Below are 13,066 nucleotides of genomic sequence, written 5' to 3'. Positions count from 1 at the left end.
TTGCTGCCTTGAGCAGGGCCAGGCCTTCCTCCGTATCCGGATTTCCCATCCGTTCGTGAAAGATCTTCACCATCGGCGCCCAGTAAGGCGGGATCGTTTCCAGCAGCGTTTCGAGGTTCGATGGGCCGACTATGTCGACCCCGCAAGCGAAGGTTTCGGGCGTGAAGGTGAGGCCTGCAAGCGTGGCGTACCCGCCATAGCTTCCGCCCATGATCGCAACCTTGTCAGCCTGCGCGATGCCGCTCTCGATCGCCCAATTGGTGGCGTCGATCAAATCATCATGCATGGCAAGGCCCCATTGCTTGTTGGCAGCGTTGAGGAAGGCCTTGCCAAACCCGGTCGAGCCGCGGAAATTGACGCTCAGCACGGCATATCCGCGATTGGCGAGTAGCTGGTGGATGGTGTTGAAGCCGAAGCTGTCGCGCGCCCAAGGGCCGCCGTGAACCAGCAGCACCATCGGCAGGGGATTGCCGGGCCTGCCGTCCCCGTCCGCATCGCTGCCGGGCGGCAGCGTGAGGTATGAGGGGAGGGTCAGCCCGTCGCGGCTGGGAATCTCCACGGGATGCATCGGCTGGAGCGGCGCGTCCTCCAGCTCTGGCCGCGTGGTATAGAAATGCTCCAGCGTTCCGGCCTTGCGATCGTGGATGTAGGTTGCGGAAGGCGCGGTGAGCGGATCGTTCCACACGATCCACACCGTATCGTCCTCAGTCCGCGACTGGACGCCGAACTCGCCCGTCAATCTTTCATCGAGCCATTCGAGTGAAGCCTTGATCTCCGGATCGATCGCAGTCCACTCGGTCTGCAGATATTCGACCGAATAGGCTTCCACCACGCCCGTCCTGGGATTGCGCATGGTCCCGCCGATATCGGCCTTGTCGCTTTCGGCAATGAGCGTGATCTCGCCGCTTGCCATATCCTGCGCGAACAGCGCCGCCGTGTTTCGTCCCCGGCTGTCGAGCCAATAGAGCGTGCTGCCGTCCCTGGTGTAGCCGGCCGGGCTGGTGGTGAGCGAATCCTCCATCGCGGTGCTGGTGAAAGGCTCCGCTTGGGCCTTGCCGTCAACGACGTGGAAGTAATCGGTTCCACCCGCTTCGTTCTGGCGCATGGCCATGCGCACGGTCAGCGTGTCATCCGCCATGAACCCGGCATAGCTGTCGTTCTTCAGCACCAGCGTCAGTTCGCCGGTATTGAGGTTGAGCAGGTGGACATCGTGATAATGCGGATCGCGGTTGTTGAGGCCGACCAGGATCTTGTCGCGAATCTGCTCGGACCCGCCTACCAGCATGACGCGGGTATTATCGAACGGTGTCAGCGTGGTCTCGACGCCGCTGGCGATGTCGATTCCATAGAGCAGGAAGTTCTCGTCGCCGCCCTTGTCCTGGATATAGAGCAGGCTATTCGAATCGGGGGCCCAGAAATACTGGCGGATCGGCCGGTCGGTCGAATGGGTCATTGCCTTGCCTGCATCGGGATCGCCAACCGGTGCCATCCAGACGTTCAGCACATCGTCCAGCGGCGCAAGCCAGCTCAGCCACTTGCCGTCAGGGCTGATCTTGCCCGCCGCGCGGGTCGGGTTTCCGAACAAGGACTGGCGGGGGATGAGGGGGGTAGTCTGAAATGTCATGGGTGGTCCGTCAATTGGTGTATTGCTACATTAATACACGCGGGAGCGCGTGAAACAAGCTCCGAACATGGGGGCGAATGCCTGCCGATTCAAAGGGCGGGGTTGGCGTAATAATGCCAGGTGAAGATCGCCATCGCGCCGCGATGCGGGCTCCAGCCTTCGGCCAGCGCGCGCGTTTCCTTCTCGGCCGGCCTTTCCGGCAATTCGAGCAGCCGCTTCACACCTTCCTGCACGGCCAGATCGCCTGCGGGCCAGATATCGGGGCGACCCTCTGCAAAGAGCAGGTAGATTTCCGCCGACCAACGCCCGATGCCCTTGATCAGAGTCAGCTCCGCAATGGCTTCTTCATCGTCGGCGGGGAGCTTGTGGAAGTCGATCTGCCCATTTGTCACCAGTTCGCACAGGCTGCGGGCATAGCCCTGCTTCTGGCGCGAGAGGCCGCAGGCCCGCAAGCTGTCGAAATCGCGCGCCAGCAGTTCATGTGGGTCCAGCTCCTCGCCCAGTTCCGCTTCGAGCTTGTTCCAGACGCTGGACGCCGCAGCGACGGAAACTTGCTGCCCCACGATCGTGCGCAGCAGCGTGCGATAGCCGGTGGGGCGAAGGCGCGGTTCGGGATATCCGACCAGCTTGAGCGCGTCCGCCACCTTGGGCTCTCGCGCCGCGACTGTATCCAGCCCTTTGCAAATCGCATCTGCGCTCAGACCCACCGGCAATTTCCTCTGCTTGCAAAACTCGCCGCCAGCCCGTAGCAGCCCGTGCTGACAACCGATAGAGCCGGATCTTGCGGTCAAATCTGAAAGGGAATGCGATACAATGCCGAAGCTGATCGTCGTCAATCGCGATGGACAGGAAACCGCTGTGGATGTCGGCGATGGTCTTACCGTGATGGAGGCCATTCGCGACAACGGGTTTGACGAGTTGCTGGCGCTTTGCGGCGGCTGCTGCTCTTGCGCGACCTGCCATGTGCATGTCGATCCCGCATTTGCCGACAAGCTTCCCGAAATGAGCGAAGACGAAGACGATCTGCTCGAAAGCTCGGATCACCGCGATGCGAACTCGCGCCTTTCGTGCCAGGTTCCGTTCACTGCCGAACTTGACGGGCTGCGCGTTACTATCGCTCAGGAAGACTGAGTTCTTCCACTGAAAGCGCAATTGGATTGCCTGATGGGCAGGCGATACCTAATTCTGTCACCATGACAGTTCTTGCAACGCATCGTTCGACGCTCGATCTCATCGGCAACACGCCGCTCGTCCTCCTCAAGGGGCCGAGCGAAGCGGCTGGCTGCGAAATCTGGGGCAAGTGCGAATTCGCCAATCCCGGCTTCTCGGTAAAGGACCGGGCGGCGCTATACATCGTGCGCGATGCCGAGGCGCGCGGCGAGCTCAAGCCGGGCGGCACAGTGGTCGAAGGGACGGCGGGCAATACCGGTATCGGGATTGCGCTGGTCGCCAATGCGCTCGGTTACAAGACCGTGATCGTGATGCCGGACAACCAGTCCAAGGAAAAGATGGACACCTTGCGCGCGCTGGGCGCGGAGCTGGTGCTCGTCCCGCCGACCAAATATGCCGATTGCAACCACTTCGTGCATACCTCGCGCCGGTTGGCGGAAGAGACCGAAGGCGCAGTCTGGGCCAACCAGTTTGACAATACCGCCAACCGCAAGGCGCATATCGAAAGCACTGCGCCTGAGATCTGGCAGCAGATGGAGGGCCGGATTGACGGCTTTACCTGCGCTGCCGGAACGGGCGGAACGATTGCCGGGGTCGGCATGGGCCTGAAGGAATTTGACGAGAATATCCGAATTGCGCTGACCGATCCGCATGGTGCGGCGCTCTACAGCTATTTCGCTTGCGGTGAGCTCAAGGCCGAAGGTTCATCGGTTGCCGAAGGGATCGGGCAGGGCCGCATCACCGCCAATCTCGAAGGCGCGCCGATCGACACGCAGTTCCGCATTTCCGACGAGGAAGGGCTGAACTGGGTCGCGCGGCTGCTGCGCGAAGAGGGGCTGTGCCTCGGCCTCAGCTCTGGCATCAATGTCGCGGGCGCTGTGGAACTGGGCAAGAAGCTTGTGGCGGAAGGCAGGAAGGACGCTCGCGTCGCCACGATCCTGTGCGACAGCGGCTTCCGCTATCTTTCCACCCTGTTCAACGCCGAATGGCTGAAGTCGAAAGACCTCCCGGTATTCGACTGGCTGGAGCAGGCATGATAGGCTTCGCCGCATGAGCCAGAACACGCTTCCACCGTCCACTATCGGAGCCAATCCGGCGCAGGATGGCGCGATTTCGAATGCTCCGCTGGGCGGCACGCGGCCCGAAGCGATACAGCGTCTCCAGATCGGCCTTTCGGGTATAGCGGCGATGCTGCTGCTGGTGGGGTTGGCGAGCATTCTGCAGGACCGCGCGCGGGTGGCGGACGAGCAATCCGTCCCGCAGGCAGTGCCGACGACTGAACCGAGCGCGCAATCGACGTCAAATGACCCGCTGGCCGATGCGGGTGTCGTTCCCGATCTTCCGGTCGAGCCTTCGTCGACGCCCACGCAGGGAGCCGCGCTAATGCCTGAAGAAGGCACGGATGCAATTGGTGCCGAGCAAGGGGATTAGGCTGGCGCTGGCGCTATTGCTGGCACTTGCTTTAGCCGGCGTCGCCATCTGGTCGTTGCTGCCCTTGCGGCAGGTCGAACGGCAACCCCTGGGCCTGGTCACCAGCCTACCGATCTATTGGGCCGACGGTGCGGACATCGCGACGATCATCGGCGATGATGCTGAATTGCCGTGGCAACGCCAGCTGCTGGAAGAGCGTTATCACCTGGTGCCGCTCGACAGCCTTGCACCATCGTCATCCACGGTTGGCGACCAGCCTGCCAGCGCCCCGTTGAGCCAGATCGACCGCTTGCTGATCGCGCAGCCGCGCGGCCTCAGCCCGGCAGACAATGTCGCGCTGGACGATTGGGTGCATGGCGGCGGGCACCTGCTTTATATTCTCGATCCGATGCTGACCGGCGACTATGCGGCACCGCTGGGCGATCCGCGCAATCCGGTCTTTGCCGCGATGATTCCGCCAGTCTTCAAGCGGTGGGGGTTGTCGGTGCAGTTCGATGAGCGGCAGCCGCTTGAGCCGGTAGAAGTTGAGACTGGCGCGGGCACAATCCCCGTGATGATGGCCGGGCAATTGCTGCAACTGCAATCCGACGATGAATCCTGCCGATTGGAGGGTGAAGGCATCCTCGCCGAATGCCGGATCGGCAAAGGCAAGGTGACCGTGCTTGCTGACGCCTTTCTGCTCGAATCGCCGGATCGAGATGTCGAAGGTTCGGGGGATGCGCTCGATGCCCTGACGGTCAGGGCCTTCGAATAGGCCCGCGCGAGGGCCGAACGGGGAAATCACGGGAAAGTAGGCAAAATTGGGCCGAGTCGGCGACTCGAACCGCGCTTTCGGATGCAAAATCAGCCGATTGGGCGGGTTATGTGAGATTGACTGGATGGAATCCGTCAAAATGAGCTGGATAAGAAAATAATATAAATCAAATATTTACCATCTTATCCCGTGAAATCCCGTAAAAATCCCTTTCATCCCCAGCCTGCCCGCGATATGACCGTCTTCCATCGGACATGCTGATTCACGCCTCGCTTGCATTCGTTGAGCGAGCTGCCCGCACTGGCGCGCGGGTGGCGACGGAGAAGGCGTGTCTCGATGTGGGGATTCACCGGCCATCCGGTCGGCAATTGGGGTTGGAGTCAGACGGGTGTCATTCGGAGGTTACAGTGGACAGGCCTATTCGCCCGCGGGCGACAAGAGCCGTTTCGTCCTGCCTCCTCTCTTCCGCAAGGCCGTGAAGGAATCTTCGGGCGGGCGCGTGCTGTGCCTGGCCAAGCACGATCGCTGGAATTGCCTCATGGGCTTCGGCCTTTCGCGCAAGGACGAGCTCGAAACCCAGCTCGACCGCGAGGAGGAGCGCTCCATCCGCCTCGGCACGGATTTTGACCGCGACCTGCGTGCGACTCAGCTGTTTGGCTTCGTCGAACTGCCGTTCGATGACAGCGGCCGTTTCGTCATGCCCGATCACCTGCGCACGCTCGGGCGGGTGGAAGACGGGCTCTATTTCCAGGGCGCCGGGCGCTTCTTCACCATCTGGAATCCTGCCGAACTCGCTGCAATGGGCAGCGAATGGGAAAGCGCCCAGGCCGCTTGCGCCAATCTGGTGGCCGAGGCCGCGGCGAAGGGGAAGAAGAAATGACCCCCGCCGATGCTCCCCATATCCCCGTCCTCCTCGATGAAGTCATTGCCGCGCTCGATCCACAGCCCGGTGACGTGATTGTCGACGCCACCTTCGGCGCCGGCGGCTATACCCGTGCGCTGCTCGATCGTGGCGCAACCGTGCACGCTTTCGATCGCGACCCCAGCGCGATCGCGGAAGGCCGCGGGTGGGCAGAAGCGCGTATTACCCCTCCGCGCCTCGTGCTCCATCCGCGGCGCTTTTCCGAAATGGTGGATGCGCTTGCGGAAGCGGGCGTGGCGCAGGTCGATGGCGTGGCGATGGATATCGGCGTCAGTTCCATGCAGCTCGACGAAGCCGGGCGTGGCTTTGCCTTCAGCGCGGATGGGCCGCTCGATATGCGCATGAGCCAGGAAGGTTTAAGCGCGGCCGATTTCCTCAACGATGCCGCCGAAGAGGCGATTGCCAACGTGCTCTATGATTATGGCGAGGAGCGCCAGTCGCGCCGTGTTGCGCGCGCGATCGTTGCGGCACGTCCGCTTGAAACGACGGGCGATCTGGCGCGCGTCGTGCGCAAGGCGCTGGGATTTCGCGCTGGCGACAAGAAAGATCCGGCAACGCGCAGCTTCCAGGCGATCCGAATTCACGTGAACGACGAATTGGGCGAGCTTCGTTCCGGCCTCAGCGCTGCCGAGCAATTGCTTCGGGCGGGCGGCAAGCTGGCAATAGTGAGCTTCCACAGCCTGGAAGACCGCATCGTCAAACGCTTCTTGCGCGATGCCTCTTCGCATGGCGGCGGCTCGCGGCATTTGCCGCAGGTCGAACAGGCACCGGGCGTTTTCGAGAAGGTTTCCAAGGCAATCCGCCCTTCTGCCGAAGAGATTGCCCGCAATCCTCGCGCGCGTTCTTCGACGCTGCGCCATGCGGTGCGCACCGATGCTCCGGCGCGCAAGGTGGCAGCATGACTGCCGGTAGCCGCCTCCGCCAGATCGGCTGGGCCGCAGCCCTGCTCGCCTGCCTGTGCCTGTTCCTGGGCCTCAGCTTTCGCGTGCATGCGGTCAAGAGCGAGGTGCAACTCGCAGAGCGTCAGATCATCGCGCTCAAACGCGAAACGATGATGCTCGAGACCGAGTTTGAAACGCGCGCCAGCCAGCGGCAATTGGCGGATTGGAACGCAGTCGAGTTCGGATACCAGGCGCCGCGCGCCGACCAGTTCCTCGAGAATGAGCGGCAGCTTGCCAGCCTTGGCTCCCCGCGTGGGCCGGGTGCGCCTTCGCCGATCCGTGTAGCGCGCGCCGAAACACCGGGCGATGCGAAGGAGCAGCAGCCGATGGTGTCGCCGCTCACCGGCAAGCCGGTCGAACTGGCCATCGCGAGGGAGGTCCAGGAAGGCAATGGCTTTGCTGACGCATTTGGCGAGTTGCTGTCCGAAGCCTCGCCGGTGCGCAGTGCGCAAGCGCGCACCATGCTCCACGCCGAGGTGTCTGAATGAACGCCCTGTCGGCCAGCATGGCCATTTCGACAGGCAGGGTCCAACTCGTCACCTTCCGCAAGCAATCGCTGACGATGGCGCGCTGGCGCGTGCTTTGGGTGGCGCTGGTTTTCGCTTGTGTGGCCGCAATAGCGGTGATGCGTATCTTCTATCTCGGCCTTGCGGATCGCAGCGTTTCGCGCACTTCGCTGGAAGATGCACTTTTGCCGTCGCGCGGCGAAATCACCGATCGCAATGGGACCCCGCTGGCGCGTGCCTTTCCCGCCTATGCGCTGTGGTACAATCCCAAAGCCTTGGGCGAAGCGGGAACGCCGCTGGTCAAGTCTGCGGAAAAGGTGGCGGCCGAGCTGGAGAAGATTTTCCCTTCGCTTGACGAGAGCGAAGTGGCGCAGCGACTTGCTTCGGGCAAGGCGGGCTATATCCGCCGCCGGGTGCTGCCCGAAGAGGCCAACCGCGTGCAGGACATTGGCGAGCTAGCGCTCGAAATTCCGCGCGAGACCGACCGGCACTATCCGCAAGGTTCGATGGGCGCGCATATATTGGGCTATGTCGCGGCAGACGGGCACGGGCGCGTCGGCATGGAGCAGGTGCTCGACAAGCAGTTGAACGATCCGACGACGCGCGGGACTCCGGTCCCGCTTTCGATTGATTTGCGGGTGCAGGGCGCGCTGGAAGACGAACTGCGGCGCGGCATGTTGCTGGTCAATGCGAAGGGTGCTGCAGGCATCGTGCTCGATGTCGATACGGGCGAAGTGATGGCGCTTGCTTCGCTGCCCGAGTTCGATCCCAACCGGATCGACGAGCAGGGCGAGAAATACATGTTCAACCGGGTGACGAACCAGGTTTACGAACTGGGCTCGACCTTCAAGCCGATCACTGTCGCTGCCGCCATCGATGCAGGCGTGGTGCGCGATTTCGGAAAGCAGTACAATGCCGAGCCGGTCCAGATCGGGCGCTTCACGATCAAGGACCTCCATCCGCTTGGCGCGACGCTCAACGTGCCCGAAACGCTGATTCACTCATCGAATACCGTCACTGCGCGGCTCGTCGATGAATTGGGAGCCGATCGGCTGCGCCGGACGTTGATGGATCTGGGTATGAATGAACGGCCCTATATCGAATTGCCCGCGCGTGGTTTTCCGATCTGGCCGGGTGAAAAATGGCCGCGGCTGCGGGCCATGACGGTCGGCTATGGCCACGGCATTGCCGTCACGCCGCTGCATCTCGCCAGCGCCTATGCGGCAATGGTCAATGGCGGGATCTGGCGCCCGGCCACTCTGCACAAGATCAAGCCGGGCGATGCGCCGCGCGGACGGCGCGTGTTCAAGGCTTCTACCTCCTCGCGCATGCGCCAATTGCTGCGAATGGTCGCGCTCTATGGCACCGGGCGCAGCGCCAATGCGCCGGGTTTCAGAGTTGGAGGCAAGACCGGTTCAGCCGAAAAGCCGGGTGCGCATGGCTATCGCAAGAGTGCGGTCGTCTCGACCTTCGCCGCCGCCTTCCCGATGGATCGCCCACGCTTTGTCGTGGTTGCCATGCTGGACGAACCGCATGGGACGGTCGCAAGTTCCTATCAGCGCACCGCCGCCTGGAATGCCGGCCCTATCGTCGGCAGGCTTGTACCGCGGATCGGCCCGATCCTGGGTGTGCGTCCCGATAATACCCGCGATGTCGATATCTCCGATCTCAAGCGGCTGGTTCCAGAGGCCCAGAAATGAAGCTTGGGGCGCTGGGGGGAAAGGCAGGCATTGATTTGGCCGGGGCAGCCGATGTGGTCGTGACCGGATTTGCTATCGATCACCGCAAGGTTGCACCGGGCACCGTGTTCGGCGCATTTCGCGGCGAGCGCTTCAACGCTGAGGACTTTATTCCCGCTGCGGTCGAGGCAGGTGCGGTGGCGGTTGTGACGCGGCCTGGCGTCGCGGTGCAAGGTGCTGTTGCGATCCTCGACCCAGAGCCGCGCCGCGCCTTTGCCCGTCTGGCCGCGCAGTTCTTCACGCCGGTTCCCGAATGCATCGTTGCGGTCACCGGCACCAATGGCAAGACCTCCACCGTCGAGATGACGCGGCAGATCTGGCACATGTGCGGCGAGCGGGCGGCGAGCATCGGCACGCTGGGCGTGACCACTCCGGACGAGAGCGTTTCGACCGGGCTGACGACGCCCGATATCGTAACCTTTCTTTCCAACATGAGCGGGCTGGCGCGCGAAGGCGTGACGCATGTGGCCTATGAGGCGTCGAGCCACGGCCTCTCGCAATATCGCAATGAAGGCGTGCCGGTTTCGGCCTGCGCCTTCACCAATTTCAGCCGCGATCACCTCGATTACCATGGTGATATGGAAAGCTATTTCGCGGCCAAGATGCGGCTGTTCGACGAAGTGGTCGAACCCGGGGCTGCTGCCATTATCTGGTCCGGCAATGACAATAGCGAGTGGTCCCGCCGGGCCATCGAACGCGCGCAAACACGGGCGCTGCGCGTGTTCACGGTGGGTGAGCAGGGGGACGCGATCCGCCTGCTCACCCGTACCCCCACTCAACTCGGTCAGACGCTGGAGATCGAGCATGACGGGCAGGCGCGCGCGATCAAGCTGCCGCTGATTGGTGCATATCAGGCGGCCAATGCGCTGGTTGCGGCGGGGCTGGCGATTGCGACCGGCACAGCAGCGGGCGCGGTGTTCGATGCGGTGGGCCGACTCCAACCCGTGCGCGGACGGCTTGAGCGTGCGGTCATCACTGCCAGCGGCGCGCCGGTCTATGTCGATTATGCCCACACGCCTGACGCGCTCGAAGCGGCGATCGCCGCGCTGCGCCCGCATGTGGATGGCGCGAAGGGTGGCCGGCTGATAACGGTATTCGGCGCGGGCGGTGACCGCGACCAGGGCAAGCGCGCTCCGATGGGCGAAGCTGCTGCGGTGCATTCGGATGTGGTGATCGTCACCGACGACAACCCGCGCGGCGAGGATCCTGCCGCAATCCGCGCACAGGTCCTCGCAGGAGCGGGCGAAAAGGCACGCGACATCGGTGACAGGCGCACGGCCATCGCAGAAGCGATTGGCGAGGCCGGGCCACACGACATCATTTTGATTGCAGGAAAAGGCCACGAACAAGGCCAGATAATCGGGTCGGGAGACAATATGCGGGTTTTGCCGTTTGACGATGTGGCGGTTGCGCGCGAATGCGCAGCGGCGAAGGGAGCTGCCTGATGGCTGGGCAGAATGCCCTGCGGGCGTGGCCTGTCGAGCGGCGCGATGCGCTTCCGCTGGCGCTGTGGAGTGCAGGCGAAATCGCTGAAGCGACGGGCGGCACGGCAAGCCATGAATTCCAGATCTCGGGCGTGGAGATGGACTCGCGCGATGTGCGCGGGGGCGATTTGTTCGTTGCTCTCAAGGGCGAAGCGATGGACGGACACAATTTCATCGCCAAAGCCTTCGCCAATGGAGCGGTGGCCGCGCTGGTCGATCGCCCGGTCGATTTCCCGCATGTGCTGGTGGAAGACACCACGGTGGCGCTCCACGCTCTGGCCCATGCCGCGCGCGAGCGGGCGGAAGCCGTACGGATCGGCGTGACCGGATCGGTTGGAAAGACCGGCGTCAAGGAAGCGATCTTTGCCGCGCTTGACCGTTCGAGCAGGGGCAGCGCGCATCGCAGCGTGCGCAGCTATAACAACCATGTCGGCGTGCCGCTCAGCCTGTCGCGGATGCCTGCGCGTAGCCGCTTCGGCATTTTCGAGATGGGCATGAACCATGCCGGCGAGATTGAGGTGCTGACACAGCATGTCCGCCCGCATGTCGCGGTCATTACCACCATCGCGCCCGCGCATATCGAAATGCTCGGCAGCATGGAGGCGATTGCCGATGCCAAGGGCGAGATTTTCGGCGGGCTGATCGAAGGCGGCACGGCGGTGATCCCGGCAGACAGCGAATATTGCGAAAGGCTGGTCGGGATCGCGAAGGCCAGCGGAGCGAAAGTGGTGACTTTCGGCGCCTCACCCGAAGCCGACGTGCGGCTGCTCGACGCGATCCCTTCAGCCAATGGCGGCTCGCTGGTCACGGCGGATCTGGGCGATACACGCCTGTGCTATTCGGTTGCCGAGCCGGGCGAACACTGGATCGCCAATTCGCTGGCGGTCATGGCAGCGGTTCGCGCTGCTGGTGGTGATCTGGGCTCTGCCGGGCTGGCGCTGGCAGAAATGGGCGGATTGAAAGGGCGCGGTGCGCGCCATCAGATAGCGGCGAGTGGCGGCGGCAAGGCGCTGCTGATCGACGAAAGCTACAATGCCAACCCGGCCAGCATGCGGGCAACGCTGCGGCAGCTGGGGCATACTCCTGCCACTCGGCGAATTGCCGTGCTTGGCAGCATGAAGGAACTGGGCGATTTTGCTGATCGGTTCCACGCGGCGCTGGCCGGCCCCATCGGCGAGGCGAAAGTCGACCATGCTATACTGGTCGGCGAAGAAATGCGCAGCCTCGCGCGGGAATTGGGGAAAGGAAGCGCGGGCTCGCTTGGCATTCCGCTGGGGTTCGCGCATTGCGATACACCTGCAGAGGCTATTGCGGCGCTGGAGGAGTTGGGCATCAACGCTGGTGATGCAATCCTGGTCAAGGGGTCCAACTCGATCGGCCTCGGTACCCTCGTTGAACACTTATCGAGCCGGGATGGCTGAATGCTCTATCTGATCGCCGAATGGCTGGGCTTTGAAGGCGTACTTAACCTCATACGCTACCAGACCTTTCGTGCCGGTGCGACGCTGATGACGGCCCTGATGATCGGGCTGATTATCGGTCCGCGCTTCATCAATCTGCTCCGCGTGCGCCAGGGCAAGGGACAGCCCATCCGGGAGGATGGGCCGCAATCTCATCTGGCCAAACGCGGTACGCCGACCATGGGCGGGCTGCTGATCCTGAGCGGGCTGATTCTTTCGCTGCTGTTATGGATGGACCTGCGCAATCCCTTCGTCTGGGCTTGCCTGGCGGTGACGGCAGGCTTTGGACTGATCGGCTTCCTCGACGATTACGACAAGGTATCAAAGGCGAGCCACAAGGGCGTGCCGGGCCGTGTGCGGCTGCTGCTCGAATTCCTGGTGGCGGGCATCGCGGCCTGGATCATCGTCGGCCAGATCAACACCAGCCTCTACGTGCCCTTCCTCTCGGGCGTCTATATCCCGCTAGGTCCGTTCTATTATGTCTTTGCAGCGACGCTGATTGTCGGCTTCGGCAATGCGGTGAACCTGACTGACGGCCTCGACGGGCTGGCGATCATGCCCGCGATCATCGCCGCGGGCACCTTCGCGCTGATTGCCTATATCGTTGGCCGCGTCGATTATTCGGAATATCTGGGCCTGCCGCATGTTCCCGGCGCGGGCGAATTGGCGATCTTCTGCGCTGCGATCATGGGCGCGGGGCTCGCCTTTCTGTGGTTCAACGCACCCCCGGCTGCTGTCTTCATGGGCGATACCGGCAGCCTGGCCTTGGGAGGAGCGCTGGGCACTGTAGCGGTCGCCACTCATCACGAGATCGTGCTGCTGATTGTGGGTGGGTTGTTCGTGGCAGAAACCGCCAGTGTCATCATCCAGGTCTTCTGGTTCAAGCGGACCGGGCGGCGGATTTTCCGCATGGCCCCGATCCACCACCATTTCGAGCAACTCGGCTGGAGCGAGAGCAAGGTGGTGATCCGCTTCTGGATCATCTCGATCGTGCTTGCCATGGCTGGCCTCGCGACGCTCAAATTGCGATGATAT

13 protein-coding genes are annotated in these 13,066 nt (G+C 62.9%); 11 read left to right on the top strand and 2 right to left on the bottom strand.

Translation table 11 applies throughout. The features are described from left to right. Positions 1-1,624 (bottom strand): alpha/beta fold hydrolase (locus tag ACQY6C_RS13330; protein WP_427969521.1); only part of this gene is annotated, 1,624 nt, incomplete at its 3' end. Between the two features lie 89 nt (positions 1,625-1,713). After that, entirely contained in the window at positions 1,714-2,331 is a 618-nt protein-coding gene (locus tag ACQY6C_RS13325) for a DNA-3-methyladenine glycosylase family protein (protein WP_427969519.1), read from the bottom strand. Between the two features lie 106 nt (positions 2,332-2,437). Here ACQY6C_RS13325 and ACQY6C_RS13320 point away from each other — a divergent pair, with 106 nt between their 5' ends. The 11 genes from ACQY6C_RS13320 to mraY all read left to right on the top strand — a co-directional run bounded on the left by ACQY6C_RS13320 (position 2,438) and on the right by mraY (position 13,063). Continuing rightward, positions 2,438-2,755 (top strand): 2Fe-2S iron-sulfur cluster-binding protein, encoded by a 318-nt coding sequence (locus ACQY6C_RS13320; RefSeq protein ID WP_427969517.1) that lies wholly within the window; start codon positions 2,438-2,440, stop codon positions 2,753-2,755. 62 nt (positions 2,756-2,817) lie between these two features. After that, a complete protein-coding gene (locus tag ACQY6C_RS13315; RefSeq protein WP_427969515.1) occupies positions 2,818-3,831 on the top strand; it encodes a cysteine synthase A in 1,014 nt (337 codons plus the stop codon). 13 nt (positions 3,832-3,844) lie between these two features. Continuing rightward, complete coding sequence (locus ACQY6C_RS13310) at positions 3,845-4,225, top strand: hypothetical protein (RefSeq protein WP_427969514.1); 381 nt, start codon at positions 3,845-3,847, stop codon at positions 4,223-4,225. After that, positions 4,206-4,979, top strand: a complete 774-nt coding sequence (locus ACQY6C_RS13305) for a hypothetical protein (protein WP_427969512.1) — start codon at positions 4,206-4,208, stop codon at positions 4,977-4,979. The genes ACQY6C_RS13310 and ACQY6C_RS13305 overlap by 20 nt, the downstream gene beginning before the upstream one ends. A 388-nt stretch (positions 4,980-5,367) precedes the next feature. Then, a complete protein-coding gene (locus ACQY6C_RS13300; RefSeq protein WP_427969510.1) occupies positions 5,368-5,859 on the top strand; it encodes a division/cell wall cluster transcriptional repressor MraZ in 492 nt (163 codons plus the stop codon). Next, positions 5,856-6,803, top strand: a complete 948-nt coding sequence (gene rsmH / locus ACQY6C_RS13295; RefSeq protein WP_427969508.1) for a 16S rRNA (cytosine(1402)-N(4))-methyltransferase RsmH — start codon at positions 5,856-5,858, stop codon at positions 6,801-6,803. The genes ACQY6C_RS13300 and rsmH overlap by 4 nt, the downstream gene beginning before the upstream one ends. Continuing rightward, positions 6,800-7,330 carry a hypothetical protein gene (locus ACQY6C_RS13290; protein WP_427969506.1) on the top strand — a complete coding sequence of 177 codons (531 nt, stop codon included), beginning with the start codon at positions 6,800-6,802 and terminating at the stop codon, positions 7,328-7,330. Before rsmH ends, ACQY6C_RS13290 begins: the two co-directional genes overlap by 4 nt. Beyond that, entirely contained in the window at positions 7,327-9,048 is a 1,722-nt protein-coding gene (locus ACQY6C_RS13285; RefSeq protein WP_427969504.1) for a peptidoglycan D,D-transpeptidase FtsI family protein, read from the top strand. The genes ACQY6C_RS13290 and ACQY6C_RS13285 overlap by 4 nt, the downstream gene beginning before the upstream one ends. Beyond that, on the top strand, positions 9,045-10,532 hold the full coding sequence (locus ACQY6C_RS13280; protein WP_427969502.1) for a UDP-N-acetylmuramoyl-L-alanyl-D-glutamate--2,6-diaminopimelate ligase: 1,488 nt from the start codon (positions 9,045-9,047) through the stop codon (positions 10,530-10,532). Before ACQY6C_RS13285 ends, ACQY6C_RS13280 begins: the two co-directional genes overlap by 4 nt. After that, complete coding sequence (locus ACQY6C_RS13275; RefSeq protein ID WP_427969500.1) at positions 10,532-11,992, top strand: UDP-N-acetylmuramoyl-tripeptide--D-alanyl-D-alanine ligase; 1,461 nt, start codon at positions 10,532-10,534, stop codon at positions 11,990-11,992. The genes ACQY6C_RS13280 and ACQY6C_RS13275 overlap by 1 nt, the downstream gene beginning before the upstream one ends. Then, positions 11,993-13,063, top strand: a complete 1,071-nt coding sequence (gene mraY / locus ACQY6C_RS13270) for a phospho-N-acetylmuramoyl-pentapeptide-transferase (RefSeq protein WP_427969498.1) — start codon at positions 11,993-11,995, stop codon at positions 13,061-13,063. Positions 13,064-13,066 lie beyond the last annotated feature (3 nt).

It is taken from the genome of Altererythrobacter sp., from assembly GCF_050299635.1.
Taxonomy (GTDB): domain Bacteria; phylum Pseudomonadota; class Alphaproteobacteria; order Sphingomonadales; family Sphingomonadaceae; genus Erythrobacter.
Note: the sequence above shows the minus strand (reverse complement) of the source record. Positions and strands in the feature narration are given on the sequence as shown.